The 23062-nt window shown below is 64.1% G+C and carries 19 protein-coding genes and 2 tRNA genes; 17 read left to right on the top strand and 4 right to left on the bottom strand.

What is annotated here, in order from left to right:
• Window positions 1-27: 27 nt before the first annotated feature.
• Window positions 28-171: a 50S ribosomal protein L34 gene (gene rpmH, locus CH276_RS09655; protein ID WP_026347786.1), complete on the bottom strand. Its 144-nt coding sequence runs from the start codon at window positions 169-171 to the stop codon at window positions 28-30.
• A gap of 621 nt (window positions 172-792) precedes the next feature.
• Here rpmH and dnaA point away from each other — a divergent pair.
• The 15 genes from dnaA (at window position 793) to CH276_RS09575 (ending at window position 20193) form a co-directional block, all read left to right on the top strand.
• Complete coding sequence (gene dnaA, locus CH276_RS09650) at window positions 793-2325, top strand: chromosomal replication initiator protein DnaA (RefSeq protein WP_032397345.1); 1533 nt, start codon at window positions 793-795, stop codon at window positions 2323-2325.
• Window positions 2326-2908: 583 nt separating this feature from the next.
• Window positions 2909-4093, top strand: a complete 1185-nt coding sequence (gene dnaN, locus CH276_RS09640) for a DNA polymerase III subunit beta (protein ID WP_094629013.1) — start codon at window positions 2909-2911, stop codon at window positions 4091-4093.
• Window positions 4094-4158: 65 nt separating this feature from the next.
• On the top strand, window positions 4159-5085 hold the full coding sequence (gene gnd / locus CH276_RS09635) for a phosphogluconate dehydrogenase (NAD(+)-dependent, decarboxylating) (RefSeq protein WP_032396988.1): 927 nt from the start codon (window positions 4159-4161) through the stop codon (window positions 5083-5085).
• A complete protein-coding gene (recF, locus tag CH276_RS09630; protein WP_094629012.1) occupies window positions 5086-6336 on the top strand; it encodes a DNA replication/repair protein RecF in 1251 nt (416 codons plus the stop codon). It begins immediately after the preceding gene.
• Window positions 6333-6896 (top strand): DUF721 family protein, encoded by a 564-nt coding sequence (locus CH276_RS09625; protein WP_032396990.1) that lies wholly within the window; start codon window positions 6333-6335, stop codon window positions 6894-6896. Before recF ends, CH276_RS09625 begins: the two co-directional genes overlap by 4 nt.
• Window positions 6897-7062: 166 nt before the next feature.
• Window positions 7063-7980 carry a metal-dependent hydrolase gene (locus CH276_RS09620; RefSeq protein ID WP_052049959.1) on the top strand — a complete coding sequence of 306 codons (918 nt, stop codon included), beginning with the start codon at window positions 7063-7065 and terminating at the stop codon, window positions 7978-7980.
• A 32-nt stretch (window positions 7981-8012) separates the two neighbouring features.
• Window positions 8013-9110 carry a PDR/VanB family oxidoreductase gene (locus tag CH276_RS09615; RefSeq protein ID WP_094629011.1) on the top strand — a complete coding sequence of 366 codons (1098 nt, stop codon included), beginning with the start codon at window positions 8013-8015 and terminating at the stop codon, window positions 9108-9110.
• Window positions 9111-9367: 257 nt separating this feature from the next.
• Window positions 9368-11410: a DNA topoisomerase (ATP-hydrolyzing) subunit B gene (gene gyrB / locus CH276_RS09610; protein ID WP_032396991.1), complete on the top strand. Its 2043-nt coding sequence runs from the start codon at window positions 9368-9370 to the stop codon at window positions 11408-11410.
• 68 nt (window positions 11411-11478) lie between these two features.
• On the top strand, window positions 11479-14022 hold the full coding sequence (gene gyrA / locus CH276_RS09605) for a DNA gyrase subunit A (protein ID WP_032396992.1): 2544 nt from the start codon (window positions 11479-11481) through the stop codon (window positions 14020-14022).
• A complete protein-coding gene (locus CH276_RS28435; RefSeq protein WP_254923855.1) occupies window positions 14023-15432 on the top strand; it encodes a DUF3566 domain-containing protein in 1410 nt (469 codons plus the stop codon).
• A 109-nt stretch (window positions 15433-15541) separates the two neighbouring features.
• Window positions 15542-15615, top strand: a tRNA-Ile gene (locus CH276_RS09595).
• Window positions 15616-15805: 190 nt separating this feature from the next.
• Window positions 15806-15878, top strand: a tRNA-Ala gene (locus CH276_RS09590).
• Window positions 15879-16287: 409 nt separating this feature from the next.
• Window positions 16288-17238, top strand: a complete 951-nt coding sequence (locus CH276_RS09585; protein WP_045197778.1) for an acyl-ACP desaturase — start codon at window positions 16288-16290, stop codon at window positions 17236-17238.
• 154 nt (window positions 17239-17392) lie between these two features.
• Window positions 17393-18442 (top strand): GGDEF domain-containing protein, encoded by a 1050-nt coding sequence (locus tag CH276_RS09580; RefSeq protein ID WP_254925918.1) that lies wholly within the window; start codon window positions 17393-17395, stop codon window positions 18440-18442.
• Between the two features lie 119 nt (window positions 18443-18561).
• Entirely contained in the window at window positions 18562-20193 is a 1632-nt protein-coding gene (locus CH276_RS09575) for an alpha/beta hydrolase (RefSeq protein WP_094629010.1), read from the top strand.
• Here CH276_RS09575 and CH276_RS09570 read toward each other — a convergent pair.
• On the bottom strand, window positions 20188-20568 hold the full coding sequence (locus CH276_RS09570) for a hypothetical protein (RefSeq protein WP_141214685.1): 381 nt from the start codon (window positions 20566-20568) through the stop codon (window positions 20188-20190). The genes CH276_RS09575 and CH276_RS09570 overlap by 6 nt on opposite strands.
• 94 nt (window positions 20569-20662) lie before the next feature.
• Between CH276_RS09570 and CH276_RS09565 the strand changes: the two genes are divergently transcribed.
• Both CH276_RS09565 and CH276_RS09560 read left to right on the top strand, forming a co-directional pair.
• A complete protein-coding gene (locus CH276_RS09565) occupies window positions 20663-21199 on the top strand; it encodes a peptidylprolyl isomerase (RefSeq protein ID WP_094629007.1) in 537 nt (178 codons plus the stop codon).
• A gap of 24 nt (window positions 21200-21223) precedes the next feature.
• Window positions 21224-22153, top strand: a complete 930-nt coding sequence (locus CH276_RS09560) for a rhomboid family intramembrane serine protease (protein WP_094629005.1) — start codon at window positions 21224-21226, stop codon at window positions 22151-22153.
• Between the two features lie 77 nt (window positions 22154-22230).
• On the opposite strand, the gene CH276_RS09555 is transcribed toward CH276_RS09560, so the two are convergent.
• Both CH276_RS09555 and crgA read right to left on the bottom strand, forming a co-directional pair.
• Entirely contained in the window at window positions 22231-22716 is a 486-nt protein-coding gene (locus CH276_RS09555) for a PH domain-containing protein (protein ID WP_094629003.1), read from the bottom strand.
• A 36-nt stretch (window positions 22717-22752) separates the two neighbouring features.
• On the bottom strand, window positions 22753-23016 hold the full coding sequence (gene crgA / locus CH276_RS09550; protein WP_032396997.1) for a cell division protein CrgA: 264 nt from the start codon (window positions 23014-23016) through the stop codon (window positions 22753-22755).
• Window positions 23017-23062: the final 46 nt, after the last annotated feature.

The raw sequence follows: 23062 nt of genomic DNA, 5'->3' as shown, positions 1-23062 counted from the left end.
GAGCTCCAAGCTTCGGACGAACAGATATCAGGCTGTGAGTTCTTTACGGCCCTTGCCGCGACGTGCGGAAACGATTGCACGACCCGCACGGGTACGCATACGAAGACGGAAGCCATGAACGCGCGCGCGGCGGCGATTGTTCGGCTGGAACGTCCGCTTGCCCTTGGCCACGGTCAACACTCCTCGAGATTCGACGACGCCGATCTGTCGGCGCCTGCTGTAAAGGTTCTCAGCGAGTTCGGATGAAGTCGCTAGCCTCCCGAGCGAGAAATCCGAGTGAAGACAGACTGTGAGCAGCCAGCAAGCATCGGCCACCTCGCTATTGGGTGACTGTTCGAGAGTACTGATCGAGTCACTGCCGGTCAAACTCGCTCCCGAGTGCACCGTGCCGTCGTTCATGCACAGGCAGTGCCGGTCCGGGGCCACAGATGGTGTGACGGTGCTCGACATCGCCGCCGAACGAGCAGGCACTGCGACACAATTCGTCCGATCGCACGACAGACAGTCGGCATCGATGCAGGTCAGACTGGCGCAAACGCCATACCACGAACCGAAACGCGTTCTGGGGTCACATCGGTGTCGTTTATCCACACCTGTGGATAATTGTGTGGAAACACAGTTCAGGTGGCATATTCGTACCTTGCGGGGTCCACCCACGGACCCTGGTCTCGGCCGCAGCGACGCACGAACGACGACGCTATCCGACGCTGTTGCTGCGCGGGTACGAAACGACGCACGAATTCACGCGTCGAACACCGCCCGAGACCAATGCTCGACGACGGAGGGCCCAACGTGAACGACGATCCGGATGCGCTCGCGCGCATCTGGCCCGAGGTGGTCGCGGAGCTCACATCCGACCGACACAGTGGGTCGCCGCTGACCAAAGGCCAGAAGGCCTGGCTCGCGCTGGTCAAACCGCTGACCTTGACGCAGGGGTTCGCACTGCTCGCAGTTCCGTCGACCTTCGCGCAGGAAGCGATCGAGCGAGATCTTCGCGAACCCATCCTCGGCGCCCTCGGGCGTCACCTGGGACAGGGTGTCGAGGGACTCGGTGTGCGTATCTCGGCTCCCGAGGACGAGAAGATCGAGGCCGAGCGATCCACGTACCCCGATGCAGTCAGTTCTCCTACCTACCGACGCCGAATCCTGACCAGCAGAGACGACGAGCCGTCGGACTCCGAAACCGCCGACTACGAAGAGGTCGACGACGAACGCGAGGCCTTGGCCAGCGTCCAGAACTCCTGGCCGACGTATTTCACCAAGCCTCCCGACTCGACGCCACCGTCCTCGGGCGCCAACAGCCTCAACTCGAAGTACACCTTCGACACGTTCGTCATCGGTGCCTCCAATCGATTCGCACACGCAGCCGCGGTGGCCATCGCCGAGGCACCTGCTCGCGCCTACAACCCACTGTTCGTCTGGGGGGCGTCGGGTCTGGGCAAGACGCATCTGCTGCACGCGGCCGGCCACTACGCGCAGCGGTTGTTCCCGGGCATGCGCGTCAAGTACGTCTCGACCGAGGAATTCACCAACGACTTCATCAACAGTCTTCGTGACGACCGGAAGGTGGCGTTCAAGCGCCGCTACCGGGAGACCGACGTGCTGCTCGTCGACGACATCCAGTTCATCGAGGGCAAGGAAGGCATCCAGGAGGAGTTCTTCCACACCTTCAACACCTTGCACAACGCGAACAAACAGATTGTCGTCTCGTCGGACCGGCCACCGAAGCAACTGGCCACGCTCGAGGAGCGACTTCGTACCCGCTTCGAGTGGGGCCTGATCACCGATGTGCAGCCACCCGAGCTCGAGACGCGCATCGCAATTCTGAGCAAGAAGGCTCGGATGGATCGGCTCGATGTGCCGCACGACGTGCTCGAGCTCATCGCCAGCCGGATCGAACGCAACATTCGTGAGCTCGAAGGTGCCCTCATTCGAGTGACGGCCTTCGCATCGCTGAACGGACAGGCACTCGACCTCACCCTGGCCGAGGTGGTCCTGCGCGATCTCATCCCCGATTCGTCGAGTCTGGAGATCAACGCGGCCACGATCATGGCCGTGACCGCGGAGTACTTCAACACGTCCATCGAGGACCTGTGCGGTCCGGGTAAGGCCCGAGCACTGGCCATGGCCAGGCAGATCGCGATGTATCTCTGCCGTGAGCTCACCGATCTGTCGCTGCCCAAGATCGGCCAGACGTTCGGTCGCGACCACACGACGGTGATGTACGCGGACAAGAAGATCCGCAAGGAGATGACCGAGCGTCGCAAGGTCTACGACCAGGTCCAGGAGCTGACGGCGAGGATCAAGCAGCGCTCGAAGAGGTAGACGACCCGGCACGGACCGACTCGTCGGACGGCACCGAATCCCATCGCGGGTTCGGTGCCGTCGTGCTTTTCTCGTCGTTCGGCGGACCGATTCTCGACGCGGATTCGGTGATTTTTCGAGGCGTCGACCATTGATTCACACCTGTGGATAACCATGTGGACAACATCGAAGTTCTGGGGATGGAGTGTGGGCGCCTGTGCACCGATGTGATTCGTCCACAGGCAGCGGTTCGTCAACCACGAATTGGTCCCGAGTTCATCCCCACGACACCACGCTCGGCCACCAGCGGATCGAGTGCTCCGTGCACAGATTCCACAGGACCTATTAATACTTCTGTTTTCTCCTTGAAAGAACTTCTTTGAAAACAGGTGCTGGGGAACGATCCGTTCACAGGCCCCTCGGGGACACCCGAATCCCGAGTTCGGCGAGACCCTCGCGCTTCCGTCTTGGGTTCGGAGGGCATACGGTGTGCTTGCGCTGGATGTGCCACACTCGTCGTTGCATCGGTTCGAGCGGCAACCATCGTGGTTGCACCGCCGGATCGTGAAGACGAACGCCACCGAACGAGAGGAAATGCCGAGCGATGGAGCTTGGAAGTTTGAAGTTTCGCGTTGCTCGTGAAGATTTTTCCGATTCCGTCGCGTGGGTGGCTCGTAGCCTGCCGTCCCGGCCGCCCGTTCCCGTTCTCGGTGGAGTTCTTCTTGCCGCCGACGACCAGGGTCTGACGGTCTCCGGATTCGACTACGAGGTCTCCGCTCAGGTCAAGGTCTCCGCCGAAGTTGCCACTGCCGGCCGAGTTCTGGTGTCGGGCAAGCTACTTGCCGATATCACCAAGTCGTTGCCGAACAAGCCGGTCGACGTCACCGTCGACGGAACCCGCGTTCTGGTCAACTGCGGCAGCGCCAAGTTCTCACTGCCCACGATGCCGGTGGAGGACTACCCGCAGCTCCCCGAGCTGCCCAACAACACCGGTTCGCTGGCCGGCGATGTCTTCTCCGAGGCAATTGCCCAGGTCGCCGTGGCGGCGGGCAAGGACGACACACTGCCGATGCTCACCGGCATCCGCGTCGAGATCGACGGCACCAACGTCGTTCTCGCGGCCACCGACCGTTTCCGGTTGGCCGTTCGAGAGGTGGAGTGGACACCCGCCGGCGCCGATACCACCACCGCGGTGCTCATCCCGGCCAAGACCCTGTCCGAGTCGGCCAAAACCCTCGGCGGTAACTCCGGCTCACCCGTCGAACTGGCCCTCGGTTCCGGTTCGACCATCGGTAGTGACGGGCTGCTCGGCATCGTCAGCGATGGGCGCCGCACCACGACGCGTCTGCTCGACGCCGAATTCCCGAAGTTCCGTCAGTTGCTGCCGGCCGAACACACTGCGGTGGCGACCCTCGAGATCGCGTCGCTGATCGAAGCGATCAAGCGTGTGGCTCTCGTCGCCGAGCGTGGCGCGCAGGTTCGACTGGAATTCAACGGCGAGGGTGTGTTGCTCTCCGCAGGTGGAGACGATGCAGGTCGCGCCGAGGAGGCGCTGCCCGCCGATTTCCAGGGCGAGGCTCTGACCATCGCGTTCAACCCCGGTTACCTCATCGACGGCCTGTCGTCGCTGCACAGCGAGAAGGTCACGTTCGGATTCACGACGCCGAGCCGACCCGCAGTGCTGCGGCCGACCTCGGACGAGGAATTGGTGCCCGACGACGCGGGCAAGTTCGCGGCGCCGCAGTCCGAGTACACGTACTTGCTGATGCCGGTCAGGCTGCCGGGCTGATCCGGTCTGGTTACTGTTGAACCCGCGCGAACTTTCGCACCTGACACAGACAAGGACGCCTCATCATGCAGCTGGGCTTGGTCGGTCTCGGAAAAATGGGCTTCAACATGCGCGAGAGACTGCGTGAGCACGGTCACGAGGTGGTCGGCTACGACCCCCGACCGGAGGTGACCGATACTCCGTCACTGGCCGGTCTGGCCCAGGCGCTGACGGCGCCTCGTGTGGTGTGGGTGATGGTTCCGTCGGGCAAGATCACCCGCGACACCATCACCGGTCTGGCCGATGTGCTCGAGCCGGGCGATCTGGTGATCGACGGCGGAAATTCTCGATTCACCGACGACAAGCCCAACGCAGAGCTGTTGGACGCCAAGGGAATCGGCTACATCGACGCCGGAGTATCCGGTGGGGTCTGGGGCCTGAAGAACGGCTACGGTCTGATGGTCGGCGGTCAGGACGAGCACGTCGCTCGGGCGATGCCGATCTTCGACGCCTTGCGTCCCGAAGGCGAGCGTGCGGACGGTTTCGTGCACGCCGGTCCGGTCGGTGCAGGCCACTACTCGAAGATGGTGCACAACGGCATCGAGTACGGGTTGATGCAGGCGTACGCCGAGGGTTACGAGATCCTCGAGGCCGAAGAACTCGTGCAGGATGTCCAGGGCGTACTGCGAGCCTGGAGCAAGGGCACGGTCGTGCGATCGTGGCTGCTCGACCTGTTGGTCGAAGCGCTGGGCCAGGATCCGGAATTCAGTGCGATCTCCGGCTACACCGAGGATTCCGGTGAGGGTCGTTGGACCGTCGAGGAGGCCATTCGCCACGCGGTCCCCGCGCCGGTCATCTCCGCGGCCCTGTTCGCGAGATTTGCGTCGCGGCAAGAGGATTCACCGGCAATGAAGGCTGTTTCCGCACTGCGCAACCAGTTCGGCGGGCACGCGGTGAAGAAGGCCGATGCCGACGAGACCCTGCGCGCCCCGGCGCCGAAGAACACCGAGTAAGTGTTCGTTCGGTCTCTGCAGCTGCACGATTTTCGATCCTGGGACGATCTCACCGTCGACCTCGGACCGGGCTCGACCGTGTTCGTGGGGCCCAACGGACACGGCAAGACCAATCTGCTCGAGTCGCTCAACTATCTGTCGACGTTGTCCTCGCATCGTGTGTCGTCGGACGCTCCCATGATTCGAGCCGGTGCTGCCAAGGCCTTCGTGGGCAGTGCCGTGGTCAATCACGGTCGCGAACTGATCATCGATGTCGAGCTCCTCGAAGGCAGAGCCAACAAGGCTCGGATGAACAGGTCTCCGCTGCGGCGCCCCCGTGAGATTCTGGGGGTGTTGCAGAGTGTGCTGTTCGCTCCCGAGGATCTTTCGCTCGTGCGCGGCGATCCCGGCGAGCGACGCCGCTATCTCGACGAGCTACTGACCACTCGGATTCCTCGAATGGCCACCGTCCGTGCCGATTACGACAAGGTGCTGCGGCAACGATCGGCTCTGCTCAAGACGGCGAGTGGATCGCTGCGTCGCGGATCGTCCTCGGGCGACGGCGCGAGTGCGCTCGCCACCCTGGACGTCTGGGATGGTCATCTGGCAGCGCACGGAGCTCGATTGCTCGCTGCCAGAATAGCTTTGGTGCACGAGCTGATGCCGTTCGTGCAACAGGCCTACAGTTCGATCGCACCCGAGTCGCGGTTGGCTGCCGTCGCCTATCGCTGCAGTCTGGCCGAGGCGCTCCCACCGGAGTTCTCCGATGCCGACCGTGCACCCGAGCCCGACGACACAGAAGTTCTCGAAGCTGCCTTCCTCCACCAACTTTCGGTGATGAGACAGCGTGAAATCGAACGCGGGGTCTGCCTGGTCGGACCGCACCGCGACGACCTGGAACTGATGCTCGGTGACCAACCGACGAAAGGCTTTGCCAGCCATGGTGAATCGTGGTCGTACGCATTGTCTTTGCGGCTCGGCTCCTTTGCCTTGTTGCGGGAGGACGGTACCGATCCGGTACTGATGCTCGACGACGTCTTCGCCGAACTCGACCGCAAACGGCGTGCCGCGCTGGCGACGGTGGCGGCCGGTGCCGAGCAGGTGCTCATCACGGCCGCGGTACCGGAAGACGTACCACCCGAGCTGGACGCTCGTCGTTACGGAGTGGAAGCGAAGCAGAGCGCGGATTCCGGTGCAGCAGGACGTATCTCGCGTATCTCGGACTTGTCGAACGATATCGATATCGCACGTTCGGAAGGTGAGGATCGATGACCGACGACGACGCGACTCCCACGGACAACGGTGACGTACCGGAACTGAAAGGCGTGGATCTGGCGCGTCGAGCACTCGAGGACGCCCGAGCCGCAGCCAAGGCCAGCGGCAAATCGGTGGGACAGGGACGGTCGTCACCGACAGGCGGAGTCAGAGCACTGCGGGGGCGTCGTCGCCGGGGCTGGTCGGGAGCGGGGCCGGACGACCGTGATCCTCAGGCGTTCGGGGCGCTGGCGAACTCGATCGCGTCCAAGCGCGGATGGTCGGCGAAGGTGTCGGAGGGCGCGGTGCTCGGCCGGTGGCCGAGCGTGGTCGGCGAGGACATCTCGGCTCATGCGGACCCCACCGGTCTCAAGGACGGAGTGTTGAGTATTTCCGCCGAGTCCACGGCGTGGGCGACCCAGTTGAGGCTGATGCAGTCGCAGATTCTGGCCAAGATCGCTGCCGCCGTCGGTCACGGCGTGGTGACCTCGCTACGCATCACCGGTCCGACGACCCAGAGTTGGAGAAAAGGCGAACGGCACGTCCGGGGACGAGGTCCGCGGGACACGTACGGATAGTGAGAGGTCCCAACCTTCGCTTTCGGAATCTCCTGGTCCAGGTGATTCTCAACAGATGTTGGGGCCAGTGTTGCTGTGACATGGTCGATGTGCGTAGCGTGATTCGGGACACGCAACGGTCGGGGGACCGATTTACTGTTCTGTGCGCATCGGACGAGGAGAAGTTGTGTCTGCACCAACGAAGAAGACATCGACAGCAGCCGTCGATGTGGACGGAACCCCCGAAGATCGCGTCATCCTGCACGCGCGGAACGTGGAGTTCGATTGGAACTCGCTGCCGCTGCACTACATGGACGGCAACCCACTCGCGACGCACCTGATCAACGTGATGCACCTGCTCCTGCCCGAGGGTGAGGAGTGGTTCGTGCGCACGTTCAAGGAGGCGCTGCCACTCATCCACGACGATCAGCTGCGCGACGACGTGATCGGATTCATCGGTCAGGAAGCGATGCACGCGCAGGCGCACACCGATGTGCACGATCAGCTTCGGGCCCACGGCATCGACGTCGATCCGTACGTCGATCAGATGAAGTTCCTGTTCGGCCGTGCTCTCGGCAACCGGACCGGCCACGGCCAGAACAGCCTTGTCGAACGTCTCGCCCTGATCGCCGCCGCCGAGCACTTGACCGCTTTTCTCGGCGATTGGGTTCTCAATGCCACGGCGTTGGACGAGGCGGACATCGATCCGATCATGCTGGACCTGCTGCGGTGGCACGGAGCCGAAGAAGTCGAGCATCGATCGGTGGCCTACGAGGTGATGCGGTACTTCGACGTCCGCCCGGCCCGTCGGATCCGAACCTACGTCGTCATCGCGCCCACGCTCGTGTGGTTCTGGACCCGCGGTGTTCGCTTTCTCATGAGCCAGGATCCGACGCTGGCGCACCTTCCCGCAAAGCAGCGCACACCGTCGTTCCGAGAGTTCCGCCGAGTGGCCGCTGCGGGTCTGTTCCCGACCCCGATGTCGATGGTGAAAGCGTCGCTGCGCTACTTCAAGCGCACGTACCACCCTTCGCAGGAAGGGTCGACGGCGCAGGCAGTGCAGTATCTGGCCACCTCACCGGCAGCTCGGTCCGCCGATCGATGACCAAACGCACGTTGCGGAGCAAGCTCGGCGTAATGGCACAGAAGGTGGACTCGTTCCGACTGGGACGCACGATTCCGAAGAATCTGTACGGCCGCGACGAGCCCGATCAGACCGTGTCACTGGTGACCGACGCGCTCGACAAATGGTTCGCTCTGCTCGACGGTGACGACTACGACGCGTCGTTCGCGGCACCGCCTGTCGTCCGGACCCGCGTACTGACCTTGGTCTCACGCGAAGTGCTCTGCGTGGACGAGCACGTGGTCCGACTGACGTTCGCCGCGGCCGACGGAGCGGTGTTGCCTGCGTGGGCACCGGGAATGCATCTGGACTTCTATCTCCCGTCCGGCCGCCGTCGGCAGTACTCGTTGTGTGGCGATCCGGATGCCGACTCGTACTCCATCGCGGTGCGCCTGGTGCCCGACGGCGGCGGCGGGTCGCGCGAGATGCACGATCTCCCGGTCGGCACCGAAGTCTCGATTCGGGGGCCGCGCAACGGTTTTCCGTTCGTACAGTCCGAGCATGCACTGTTCGTGGCCGGAGGAATCGGTATCACTGCCATCATCTCGATGGTCCGTCGCGCTCGCCGGACGGGAATGGACTGGCACCTGGTCTACTGCGGCCGTTCGCGTGAATCGATGCCGTTCCTCGACGAGATCGCCGGCTGGGAGGCCGAGCGTGTCACGGTGCGGACCGACGATGTGGACGGCATGCCGTCGAGCATGGATCTGCTCGGTGCCGCGGCACCGGGTGGTTCGGTCTACGTGTGCGGGCCGCCGCCGATGATCGACCTGGTTCGGGCCTCGTTCGACTCCTTGCCCGCAACGCATCTGCACTTCGAGCGGTTCTCGCCGCCACCGGTGAAGAACGGAGCCGAATTCGAGGTCCAACTCGTCGACTCCGGTGACATCGTCACGGTCGGCCCGGAAGAGACTGCGCTGCATGCCATTCGGCGGCTGCGCCCGGATGTGGCGTACTCCTGTCAGCAGGGTTTCTGCGGGACGTGTCGCGTTCGAGTACTGAGCGGAACACCGCAGCATCGGGAGAATCGGCTCACGGCCGAGGAGCAGCAGCGTGAGATGTTGATCTGCGTGTCGCGTTCCGAGGGCGAACGGATCGTGCTCGATCTGTAGCCGAATCGCCGGTTTTACCCTTCATCTTTGCCGTCCGGTATCGAAAAAATGCGTCTGTGAAGCAATCAGGGGCCTTTTAGGGGTGTCATCGTGCCCATGCTGTCGCAGGCAACCAGTACTATGGACCGGTACGACATCAAGCCCGGAAAAAACGCATGGACTCGGGCGCGGCCGGAACCGACTGCGCCCATCCCTGCGGTAGCACCCTGCGGGGTGTGAGCGGGGTAGTGGACGCGTAGAAGGAGAACCAGCTAACCGTGGCTGCCCAGAAGTCAGGTACCAACGACAACAGCAAGGATTACGGCGCTTCGTCCATCACGGTCCTCGAGGGCCTGGAAGCGGTTCGTAAGAGGCCCGGTATGTACATCGGCTCCACCGGTGAACGAGGCCTGCATCACCTGATCTGGGAGGTCGTCGACAACTCCGTCGACGAGGCCATGGCCGGCTATGCGTCCACCGTCGACGTCACCATCCACGAGGACGGCAGCGTCGAGGTCAAGGACGACGGTCGAGGAATTCCCGTCGCCATGCACGCCTCCGGTGTTCCCACCGTCGAGGTCGTCATGACACAGCTGCACGCGGGCGGCAAGTTCGACTCCGACTCCTATGCCGTCTCCGGTGGACTGCACGGCGTCGGCATCTCGGTGGTGAACGCACTCTCCACCAAGGTGGAACTGCAGATCGCGCGCGACGGTCATCGCTACAAGCAGACCTACGACTACGCCAAGCCCAGCCCGCTCGAGACCGTCGGCGATACCGACGAGACCGGCACCACCGTACGATTCTGGGCCGACGGCAAGATCTTCGAGACCCTCGACTACAGCTTCGAGACCGTACATCGTCGCCTGCAGGAGATGGCGTTCCTGAACAAGGGACTGACCATCAACTTCACCGACGAGCGGGTGGCAGCCACCGACGCCACCGAGGAAGAACTCGGTGAGACGGCCGAGGCACCCAAGACCGCCGAGGAAGAACAGGCCGACGCGGCCGTCGCCAAGCCGGCCAAGGTGCGCAAGCGGACCTATCACTACCCGGACGGCCTGGTCGACTTCGTCAAGCACATCAACAGGACCAAGACCGCGATCCACAATTCGGTCGTCGGCTTCACCGGTAAGGGTGAGGGCCACGAGGTCGAGATCGCCATGCAGTGGAACGCCGGGTACTCCGAATCGGTACACACCTTCGCCAACACCATCAACACGCACGAGGGCGGCACCCACGAAGAGGGCTTCCGAACCGCGCTCACCTCGACGGTGAACAAGTACGCACTCGAGAAGAAGCTCGTCAAGGAGAAGGACGTCAAGCTCACCGGCGACGACATCCGTGAGGGTCTGGCCGCAGTCATCTCGGTACGGGTCGGCGAGCCGCAGTTCGAGGGACAGACCAAGACCAAGCTCGGCAACACCGAGATCAGGTCGTTCGTGCAGAAGGCATGCAACGAGCACCTGGCGCACTGGTTCGAATCGAACCCCGCCGACGCGAAGACCATCATCAACAAGGCGGTCTCCTCCGCGCAGGCCCGGATGGCCGCACGCAAGGCACGAGAATTGGTGCGCCGCAAGAGCGCAACCGACATCGGAGGCCTGCCGGGCAAGCTCGCCGACTGCCGCTCGAACGATCCGAGCAAGTCCGAGATCTACATCGTGGAGGGCGACTCCGCCGGCGGCTCGGCCAAATCGGGACGAGATTCGATGTTCCAGGCGATCCTGCCGCTGCGCGGAAAGATCATCAACGTCGAGAAGGCTCGCATCGACCGCGTCCTCAAGAACAACGAGGTCCAGTCGATCATCACCGCCTTCGGCACCGGCATCCACGACGAGTTCGACATCACAAAGCTTCGCTATCACAAGATCGTGCTGATGGCCGACGCCGACGTCGACGGCCAGCACATCTCGACCCTGCTGATGACGCTGCTGTTCCGCTTCATGCGACCGTTGATCGAGCACGGCCACGTCTACCTGGCCATGCCGCCGCTGTACAAGTTGAAGTGGAGCCGGGGTGAACCCGACTTCGCCTACTCCGACCGCGAGCGCGACGGTCTGCTCGAGGCCGGCATCGCCAACAAGCGCAAGATCAACGTCGAGGACGGCGTCCAGCGCTACAAGGGCCTCGGCGAGATGAACGCCAAGGAACTGTGGGAGACCACCATGGATCCGTCGGTGCGCGTCCTGCGTCTGGTGACACTGGACGACGCGGCGGCAGCCGACGAGCTGTTCAGCGTGCTGATGGGCGAGGACGTGTCCGCACGTCGTAGCTTCATCGCGCGCAACGCGAAAGATGTTCGCTTTCTTGACGTTTAGTCACTTCCCTTCACGCACCGATGAGTTCTCTCGGTGCGTGACGGTGACCGTTTCTCGAGGAGATTTGCATGTCTGACATCACCGAACCGCCGGTAGGACCCCCGCCGGGTTCGACCACCAACGCCGAGGGCGGCGACCGGATCGATCCGGTCGACATCCAGCAGGAAATGCAGCGCAGCTACATCGATTACGCGATGAGCGTCATCGTCGGGCGCGCGCTGCCCGAGGTGCGTGACGGACTCAAGCCGGTGCACCGCCGCGTGCTGTACGCGATGTACGACTCCGGCTTCCGGCCCGACCGCAGCTACGTCAAATCCGCACGCCCCGTTGCCGAGACGATGGGTAACTACCACCCCCATGGCGACACCTCGATCTACGACGCACTGGTGCGTCTGGCCCAGCCGTGGTCGATGCGGTACCCGCTGGTCGACGGCCAGGGCAACTTCGGCTCCCGCGGCAACGACGGTGCCGCAGCCATGCGTTACACCGAGGCCCGGCTGACTCCGCTCGCGATGGAGATGTTGCGCGACATCGACGAGGAAACCGTCGACTTCATCCCCAACTACGACGGCAAAACCCAAGAGCCGACGGTCCTTCCGTCCCGCGTGCCGAACCTGTTGATGAACGGCTCCAACGGCATCGCCGTCGGTATGGCCACCAACATTCCGCCGCACAACCTGCGTGAACTGGGCGACGCGGTGTTCTGGGCCCTCGACAACTTCGAGGCCGACGAAGAAGCGACGCTCGCGGCCTGCATGGAACGCGTCAAGGGCCCCGACTTCCCGACCCACGGCCTCATCGTCGGTGGCCAGGGCATCCAGGATGCGTACTCCACCGGCCGCGGCTCGATCCGCATGCGCGGCGTCGTCGAGATCGAAGAAGATTCCAACGGTCGCACCACGATCGTCATCACCGAGCTGCCCTACCAGGTCAACCCGGACAACCTGATCACCTCGATCGCCGAGCAGGTCCGAGACGGCAAGCTCTCGGGCATCTCCAAGATCGACGACGAGTCCTCCGACCGTGTCGGCATGCGCATCGTCGTCACGATCAAGCGCGACGCCGTCGCGAAGGTCGTGCTCAACAATCTCTACAAGCACTCGCAGCTGCAGACGAGCTTCGGCGCGAACATGCTCTCGATCGTCGACGGCGTTCCGCGGACGCTGCGCCTGGATCAGATGATCCGCTTCTACGTCACTCACCAACTCGACGTGATCGTCCGACGTACGCGGTATCGCCTGCGCAAGGCAGAAGAGCGCGCCCACATTCTGCGCGGCCTGGTCAAGGCTCTGGATGCGCTCGACGAGGTCATCGCGCTGATCCGGGCATCTCCGACGGTCGACGACGCGCGGCAGGGCCTGATCTCGCTGCTCGACATCGACGACATTCAGGCCCAGGCCATCCTCGACATGCAGCTGCGGCGCCTCGCAGCCCTCGAGCGTCAGAAGATCATCGACGAGCTGGCCGAACTCGAACGCACCATTGCCGACCTGCAGGACATTCTGGCCAAGCCGGAGCGGCAGCGACAGATCGTGCGCGACGAGCTCGCCGAGATCGTCGAGAAGTTCGGCGACGACCGTCGCACGCGCATCATCGCCGCCGACGGGGACGTCAACGACGAGGATCTGATCGCCCGGGAGAACGTGGTCGTGACGATCACCGAGACCGGATACGCCAAGCGCACCAAGACCGACCTCTACCGCTCGCAGAAGCGCGGCGGCAAGGGCGTGATGGGAGCGGGGCTCAAGCAGGACGACATCGTCAGCAAGTTCTTCGTCTGCTCGACGCACGACTGGATCCTGTTCTTCACCACCAAGGGGCGCGTCTACCGGGCCAAGGCCTACGAACTGCCCGAGGCCAACCGAACCGCCCGCGGTCAGCACGTCGCGAACCTGCTCGCCTTCCAGCCGGACGAACGCATCGCCCAGGTCATCCAGATCAAGACCTACGAGGACGCGCCGTACCTGGTGCTCGCCACCAAGGGCGGTCTGGTCAAGAAGTCACGACTGACCGACTTCGACTCCAACCGCAGCGGCGGCATCGTGGCCGTCAACCTGCGCGGCGAGGACGAGTTGGTCGGGGCCGTTCTCGCGTCCTCGGACGACGATCTGCTGCTGGTCTCGGCGCAGGGACAGTCCATCCGGTTCTCTGCCACCGACGAGGTGTTGCGCCCGATGGGCCGCGCCACCTCGGGCGTGCAGGGCATGCGCTTCAACGGCGAGGACGCGTTGCTCTCGCTCAACGTCGTCAGCGAGAACAAGTTCCTGCTGGTCGCGACCTCGGGTGGATACTCCAAGCGCACCGCGATGGAGGACTACCCCCAGCAGGGCCGCGGCGGAAAGGGAGTGCTGACAATCCAGTACGACCCGAAGCGTGGCACGCTGGTGGGAGCTCTCATCGTCGACGACGAGGACGAGCTGTACGCCATCACGTCCAGTGGTGGCGTGATCCGGACCGCTGCCAAGCAGGTTCGGAAGGCCGGCCGACAGACCAAGGGCGTGCGGTTGATGAATCTCGGTGAAGGCGACACACTGCTCGCGATCGCGCGCAACGCCGACGAGATCGAACCGGATTCTCTGGGCACCGAAGACGATGCAGCGAAGGAGTCGTAAGTGAGCACTCCCAACCGGCCTGGTAGCAGGCCCGGCCCCAGCGGTGGACCGGACAGCCGGGATGCCGCGCGGGCCGAGCAGCCCGCGCGTCCCGCGCCGCCCGAGGGAGCTCGCCCGGGCAACCGCCCGCAGCCGGCCACTCGTCCCGCGCCCGCCGCAGGCCGTGGTCCGGCCCCGCAGGGGGGTGCACGCCCACCGATGCGACCCGCACCGGGTGCTCCGAACGGTCCGGCACGTCCGGCCCAGGGACCCCCGCCGCAGCGGCCGCCTGCACCTCAGGGACCGCCGCCTCAGGCTCCTCCGGGGGCCACCGAGCAGGGTGCGCCTCGGCAGGGACAGGCTCCTGCCGGTCCGGCGCGGGCCCAGCCGCCCCAGGCTCCCGGCCGTCCGCCCGGACCCGGTCAGCAACCGGCCGGTCGGCCCAACGGTGGTCCGGCGCAGAACGGCCAGCCGCCACAGCGGCAGGCACCGGCCGGTCAACCTCCACGACAGCAGGCTCCACAGCCCTCGGCTCCACAGCGATCGGCACCCGGCGAGACCGTGCGCACTGCGGAGGTCTCCGCCGAGTCGACGGCCACCGGCGAGGCGTCACGCGCGCCGGAAGCCGCTCGGGGTCAGGACCAGGCCGGTCCGGCAGCAACTCAGGCGATGCCGGCCCAGCAGAACGACGGTCCGCAAGGTGGCTCGGGAACCCCGCCCTGGCAGCGCGGTCAGCGTCCCGCATCGCAGGGAACCGACGATCGGCAGCAGCCGCAGAATCAGCCGCAGACCAACCTCTCCGGACGCGGTGCGGCACTGCCTCCGACCGGTGAGTTCGATCGATCGGCTCGCACGTCCGCCGAGCCGATCCAGCGCGAATCGACCGAGGACAAGACCGAACGGCGAGAAGCCGCCAGGTCGAAGGCCGCGGTCATCGACGGACCGACACGGCACATCGAACGCAAGGATCTGGCGAAGGACATGCCGGATCTGTCTGCGGTGCGGCACCCGGAGCCGTCCCTGTCCGAGCGTGCGGCACCGGCATCGATCACGGCCGTGCCCAGTGCCGACGGCGATCCCCTGCGGGCGACCATCCAGATCCGCAAGATCGATCCGTGGTCGACGCTCAAGATCGCCCTCGTGATCGCAGTGTCGCTGTTCTTCGTGTGGATGGTGTCGGTCGGCCTGCTGTACGCGGTGCTCGACGGCATGGGCGTCTGGGAACGGCTCAACAGTGCGTTCACCGAGATCGTCAACGAATCCGGCGACGGCGGACTCGTCAGCGCCGGGCAGGTATTCGGCTACGCGGCGGTGATCGGTGTGATCAATGTCGTACTCTTCACCGCTCTGACCACCATCGGCGCCTTCATCTACAACCTGTCGTCGGACCTGGTCGGCGGCGTCGAAGTGACATTGGCAGACCGCGACTGACCTGCATCATCGACAGCCGTATCGGGCCGTTTTGGAAGACAGCGGCCCGATACGGTAATCTCATCCCTCGGTTCGAGGAGAGGTTTTCTTCGGTCCGAAGTAGTGATGAGGGCCTATAGCTCAGGCGGTTAGAGCGCTTCCCTGATAAGGAAGAGGTCGGAGGTTCAAGTCCTCCTAGGCCCACACCGAACGAACGAAAAGAGGCAGGACGTGAAAATCCTTCTTCTGGTCGCATCGGCGGTGATTGCAGTGCTGACACTATCGAAGGTGCGCTCGCAGCGCAGCGCAGACGGCGTCTGGCACAGCATCCCCACCGCGTGACAATCGCTCGGAGTGGACGTGTAAGGTTCGTCTACGATTACCGGCAACACCCGGGGCCTTAGCTCAGTTGGTAGAGCGCTGCCTTTGCAAGGCAGATGTCAGGAGTTCGAATCTCCTAGGCTCCACAAGAAATAGGACGTCCACTTCGGTGGGCGTCCTTTTTCGTTTCTCCACCCGGCCCCACGTCCACTCGATGTGACATCGACCCCCCAAAAGTCCACTGAATGTGACATCGAGTGCCCTCGAGTGCCGAGAGGTTCGAAGCGGATTCGGCGGCCCGGTTGTGATCGGACCCAAGGCGGTCTGTGCTTCGGCGCCCACATGTCCAGACAGTCGCCGGTTCAGTGTCGTATCCGTATTTCGATCCTTAGCGTGGTCGCTGTGCAAAGCACGTCGGTTCTCGGATCGATGTGGATGGTCGCGACGGCGCACCGCAGGGGGGTGTGCCGTCGTCCGATCTCGGCGGACGCTGTTCGCCACTGTCTCGAATCGGTTGGCGGTTCGGGCATCTCGAATCTCTAAGGAGTCCCGCAGATGACGCGTGTTCTCGATCATGAAGAGCTGTTGACGGAACTCGACGGCACTCTGGAAGCCAATTTGAATCGCCATCTGTCGATGGCGAAGGAATGGCATCCGCATGATTACGTTCCGTGGGATCTGGGTCGGAACTTCGCGGCGATGGGTGGGCAGGACTGGTCTCTGGAGCAGTCGTCGTTGTCGGAACTGGCTCGCACGGCGATGATCACCAATTTGCTCACCGAGGACAATCTGCCGTCGTATCACCGGGGGTTGGCAGACAACTTCTCGTTGGACGGTGCCTGGGGGACGTGGGTGGGGCGTTGGACTGCGGAAGAGAATCGCCACGGCATCGTCATGCGCGACTATCTGGTCGTGACCCGAGCGGTCGACCCGGTGGAGCTGGAGCGGGCTCGAATGCATCACATGACGGTGGGCGTCGATGCGCCGATGGATGGCGCGAATTTTCTCCATTCGGTGGCGTATGTGACGTTTCAGGAGTTGGCGACGCGGGTGTCGCACCGCAACACGGGTCTGGCGTGCGGAGATCCGGTGGCGGATCGAATGTTGGCTCGTGTTGCCGCTGACGAGAACCTGCACATGATCTTCTATCGGAACCTCGGTGAGGCGTCGCTGGATCTGGTGCCCGATCAGATGGTCCGCGCCATCACCGATGTAGCGACCGACTTCCAGATGCCCGGTCTGAACATGCCCAATTTCCGCAAGAATGCGATGACCTTGGCCAAGCACGGGATCTACGATCTGCGGCAGCATCTGGACGAGGTGTTGATGCCTGTCTTGCGCAAGTGGAAGATCTTCGAGCGCAACGATTTCACGGGTGAGGGCGAGCGGGATCGTGATCGGCTGGCAGCCTTCGTCGAAGACCTGGCAGTCAAGGCGACCAAGTTCGAGGAGTCTCGCGATCGTCTGCTTGCCAGGGAGGCGGCACGCGCCGAGAAGGCGTCCTGACCTGCTACGTCTTCGCCGGCCAGAGTCGTGATCACGTCGCGGAGGTGTTAGAGTCCGGGCATCGTTGGGTCATGTGAGGCGATGGCCGTAGTGCGTGGGGAGGGCCGATGGTGCCTGGGGGGTATCGGGTGAGTGGTGGTGTTACTTTCGGTGAATGCTGCCTCCAGTCGGCCGAATCATGGTCTTGCACGGTTGGAATCGACTGGTGAGCAGGCCCAGGTTCGACGAGTCCGGACGCATGCTCGCCGTGTTCGCGGCGGTCACCACGGTTCTGTACGCCGCCAGCGCGATTGCGTCGTGGTCGAATCTGACCGGTGCGCAGCAGGTTCTGGCCGCTTTGGCTCTGATACTCGGTCCGACGGCGATCGTGGTGCTGGCAAGGGCGGGTGTGCCGAGCCCCAAGCAGGCGGTGGGATTGGCGACCGCATTGTCGGTGATGGCGCTCGCCTGCGCGTTGGGGAGCAGCGACACCATGCCGGCGTTCTTGATCTGCGTCCAGGCGGCCATGTTCCTCGGCATGCACATCGGTGCGTTCTGGTCCGAACGCAGTGCAGGCATTTGGGTTGCAGTGCTTGCTGTTTCGGCGGTCATCGGAGCCGCGATCGCGCCGTACGGAACGCCGTTCATCAGTTACATCCTCGTGGCGCTCGGCATCGTCGGTGCCACGGAGGTGTTCGGTGTCTTCGCGCGCCGAATGCGCTATTCCGCGACGCACGACGCTCTGACCGGCCTGCTCAACAGATTCGGGTTCGAGTCCAAGATCGAGAAGATGTTGCCGGCATGTGCCGCTCGCGGATTGTCGGTCAGCCTCGCCGTGCTCGACCTGGACAATTTCAAGGAGATCAACGACGAGTACGGCCACATTGCCGGTGACGTCCTGCTCGCCCGGGTCTCGAAGGCATGGAAGGGGCAGTTGACCCGACGTGACGTTCTCGGTCGGCTCGGCGGAGACGAGTTCGTGCTGTTCATGCCGGGGGTTCTCGAAACGGAGGCCTGGCAGATCATCGAGCGACTGCGCCGCGCTCATCGTGCGGAGTGGAGCGTCGGATTGGCCTGCATGCCCGCGGGTCGCCGCTGGGGTGAGATCTATCGGGCAGCCGACGCCGATCTGTACCGGGCGAAGCGAAGCCGGCCGCCGAGGACGAGTCGGCCGTCCGATCCCGACGCCGGGTACAGCGGCCCGATTCGCAGGATCGCGCAGTAGCGCTCCGTCGACGCAGCATTGATCCCCAGATTTCATCCACAGGCTGGGGATAGATTTTCCCGCGCTGTGCACTTCTCGCGTTGACTCGTCGACAACGACGATGCTGCGGGGGATGCGCGATGGTCACTCTCGACGAGTTCAGGACATGGGACAGCCGAGTGCTGGCAGCCGCGTCCGAAGCCCTGATGCGGCGCTGGCGTGAAGTGACTGCCGTGCACGATTCGGTAGCGGACGCGGCCATGGGCACAGGGTGGGACGGTCCTGCGGCCGAGGCGGCGCGTGAGGCGATGAGCCGCATCCGATCCGATCTGGCAGACGTCGCAGCCGAGTTGCTTCGGATCGCGACCTGTACCGCGGATGCCTCGATCGACATGCAGAGTCTGGTCGCTGCCCTCCGCTCGGTGGAGCAGACAGCGGCGGACGAGCGATTCGCGGTCGAATCCGATGGCTCGGTGTCCGACGCTGCAGCGTCGTATTCGGTTGCGCTCGCGGATCTGTGGTCGACGATGCGAGAGCGGCGGCGGTGCCGTGACGAGCTCGCCGAGCGAATCGCGCAGCTGATCCGTACGGCCACGGACTTCGACGACTTCCTTGCCCGACGCCTCGCCGGGGAAACGTCCGCAGCCTCCGTCGCGACGGTAGTTGCGGCTTCGGTGCCGCGCGACGGGTCACCGGCGGCCAATGCTGCCTTCTGGAGCGCGCTCTCGCCCGCGGCACGGACCAGGTTGCTCGTCGAACAGCCCACGCTGATCGGCAATCTCGACGGCCTGCCTGGACGGGTACGGGACAGCGCCAACCGCCGAGTGTTGGCCGCCGAGCGTATCCGCCTCCGCGCCGTCGAGGCCGAACTGCAGAAAGAGTTGGACGACAATGTGTTCGGCGGAATCTTCAGTGACGCCGATGCCGGACTCGAGCAGACTCGCACACGGCTGGCATCACTCGATGCGATCGACGCGACGCTGGCGCAAGGAGCTCGACAGCTTCTTGTCCTCGACAATTCCTCGTACGAGGAGACGATGGCGGCCGTGGCGGTCGGCGATGTCGATACCGCAACCCATGTCGCCGTCTTCGTGCCCGGTCTCGGCTCGACGGTGCACGGTCATCTTCCCCGCTACGACGGCGACATGGAGAACCTCGAAAGCACTGTGCAGCAACTTGTTTCGCAAGACGGACCGCAATCCGCCGCTGCCGTGACCTGGCTGGACTACCAAGCCCCTCAGGTGGGGTGGAGCTTGCTCGATCCGGATCGGACCGTGGTCTCGGGTGCGGCTGCGCATGCGGGAGCCGATCGACTGGTTCCGTTTCTGAACGGCCTCGACGCCGCGCGTGCGGGCGATCCGCATCTGTCGGTGTTGGCCCACTCCTACGGATCCCTCACGGCAGCATCTGCGCTCCGAGGTGACACGGGAGTCGACGAGTTCGTGGCTCTCGGGTCACCGGGGCTCGGCACCCACAGCGTCGCGGACCTTCAGCTTCCCGTCGGACACGCCTTCGCAGCGGAGGCCCAGGGCGATATCGTCGCCGATCTCGCCGCGTTCGGCCGCGATCCGGGCGCACTCGACGGAGTCACACTGCTGTCCACCGAGCCGTCCGACAGGGCCGACGGCTCGATCGGTCACAGCGACTATCTCACCGAGGGCACCACCAGCGGACACAACACGGCACTGGTCGTCGCCGACCGCGGCGCTGAGGCCGTGATCAGAACGAGGCCGGGTCTGCTCGACCTGCTGCAGAAAGCTCTGTACCTATGACGGCGTGTCGTCGTAGTCGGCCAGACTCGGCGGAACGTCGGCAGGCGGGGGAACCTCGTTGCGACGACGACCGAGGAAGAACACGACACCTCCGACGACGGCAGCAGCGGCACCGAACACCAGTATTCGGCGGGTCCGACGCGATCCGGCGTCGACCGTGACCAGCGCTGGGGTGCGATTCGCTTCGGCAATACGTTCCGCGGTCACCGCTCGCCGCTGCGCGGCCTGCTTGCGTGCCAGCCCGTAACCCTGTCTGGCCAACAGCAGGCCCACTCCTGCCGGACCCTTGCTTGCGGCAGATGCGGCTCCGAGCAGCGCGGACGCTGCGGTACCGGTGGTCGACCGACCCCGGTCGGGCTTCGTTGTGCTCGTCATACCCTCACTGTTCCACAACACGCCCCCGCTGAACCCTTCCGATACATCCGACTCGATGCCCGTTGTGAACTGCCCGATCACCCGAGATGGCACGATGGAGGGCGTGACTTCACCAAACAAGACCCAAACGGCCACGCTGCACACCAACCGCGGCGATATCGTCATCGAACTGTTCGGCAATCACGCCCCCAAGACCGTCGCGAACTTCGTCGGTCTCGCGGACGGATCCAAGGAGTACACGACGCAGAACGCATCGGGTGCCAAGACCGGACCGTTCTACGACGGCGCGGTCTTCCACCGCGTCATCGACGGCTTCATGATCCAGGGCGGCGACCCGACCGGCACCGGTGCAGGCGGACCGGGCTACAAGTTCGAGGACGAGTTCCACCCGGAGCTCTCCTTCGATCGCCCGTACCTGCTGGCCATGGCGAACGCCGGCCCCGGCACCAACGGCTCGCAGTTCTTCATCACCACCGGCAAGACCCCGCACCTCAACCGCAAGCACTCCATCTTCGGTGAGGTCACCGACGAGGCGTCGAAGAAGGTCGTCGACGCGATCTCGAGCACGCCGGTCGGCCGCGGAGATCGCCCGGTGGACGAGGTCGTCATCAACAACGTCACCATCTCTTGATCTGACCGAAGGACTCTCGACAAGATGACGAACCCCGGCTGGGGTGGCGCCTACGGCGACCAGCCCAACCCACCCCAGTCGGTGTGCGTCCGACATCCCGATCGCCCCACCGGCTTGGCCTGTTCGCGCTGCGGGCGCCCGGCATGTCCGCAGTGTCTGCAGGCCGCCGCCGTCGGACAGCACTGCGTCGATTGCGTGCGCGAGGGCAGCAAGAACATCCGCACTGCGCAGACCGTCGCCGGTGCACCCATGGCACGATCGGCCAAAACCCCACTGACGTACGCCCTCATCGCCGTCAACGTGATCGTCTACGGCATCACCGTGGCACAGTCCGGCGATCCGATGAACAACACCTCCGGATCCGCGCTCGCACGCAGCTGGGCTCTCAACAGCCTGCTCGTCTCCGACGGCGACGTGTTCCGGTTGATCGGCAGCGGCTTCGTCCACTACGGGCCGATCCACCTGCTCGTGAACATGTTCGCGCTGTACATCATCGGTCGCGACGTCGAACTCGTGCTCGGCCGAACCCGCTATCTGGTCGTCTACTTCCTCTCGCTCCTCGGCGGAAGCGCGTCGGTGATGCTGCTGGAGAACCCACTGGCGCTCACCGTCGGCGCGTCCGGTGCCGTCTTCGGCCTCCTCGGCGCGCAGGCCGTCATCCTGCTGCGGCTCAAGCGAAGCCCGGCACCCATCCTCATCGTCATCGCAGTGAACATCTTCATCAGCATCTCGATCCCCAGCATCTCGCTGTGGGGACACATGGGCGGACTCGTCGCCGGAGCCGCCGCAACCGCCGGTCTGGTGTTCCTCTCCCGACGAACCCCGGACACGGGTCGACAACGAACCATGGCCGGCGTGTCCATGGCCTGGCTCTCGGTCATCGCCGTCGCTCTGGTGTCACTGGGCATCATCGCCATCCGTGTACTCGACCTGCGCGCCCACTTGGGCCTCTAGCCAGTCCACTCGATGTGACATCGACCCCCCAAAAGGCCACTGAATGTCACATTGAGTGACCCCTGGGGGCCGTGCGGTCAGGAGTTGCGTGGCACCAGACCGTGTATTTCGAGTGCGTCGTACACATCTCGGGGGTCGGTTCCGAGGTCCCATCTGCCGAAGATGATGAGTCGGTCGTCGTCTTCGCCGGGTGGGCGGACGTCGAGTTCGAGCATCGGGACGCGTCGGCCCAGTCGTGGGTATTTCACGATTTTGATGCGGACGATGTCATTGCGGGTGTACGTGTGTTTGCCGCCGAGGCGTTTCATCACCAGTGATCCGTCGTGGGTGATGGCCAGTCGGGGGCGTTGTGCGGCGGCGAGTGCGGCGATGATCCACATTCCGACGGCGGCGAGGCCGACGAGGAATGTTCCGGCTGCGTCGGTGGATGAGAATGCGGCTCCGATTCCGAGCGCAATTCCGCCCACGACCAGGGCTGCGACGGCGACGAGGGGCGTCGCCCACTGCTGTTCGTACACACCCTGTGGATCGTTCGTAGAGTTATCCACAGGGTTTATCCACATTGGGGATGAATGACATCGATGTAACTCGGTCGGCTCTCAGCGCCACCGCATGGTCATCACGAGTCCGACGACCATGAACCCGAAGCCGATCAGGAAGTTGTAGGCGCCGAGGTTCCCGATGAAGGCGATGTCCTCGGAAGCCAGGTAGTAGACGATCAGCCACAGCAGCCCGACCAGCATGAATCCCAGCATCAGCACCACGTACCAGACCGGTGACGGCCCGGCGTTGACCTTGACCGGCGTACGGTTCGCCGGGTTGATCGTGTAGTCGTTCTTCTTCCGTACCTTCGACTTCGGCATTGCTTCCTCTTCGTGTTCGTGACGGCCGGTGGCACTGCGGCCGTAC

It is taken from the genome of Rhodococcus sp. 06-470-2 (assembly GCF_002258235.1).
Classification (GTDB): domain Bacteria; phylum Actinomycetota; class Actinomycetes; order Mycobacteriales; family Mycobacteriaceae; genus Rhodococcoides.
The sequence above is the reverse complement of the archived record's forward strand: the minus strand, read 5'-3'. Positions and strand labels throughout refer to the sequence as shown.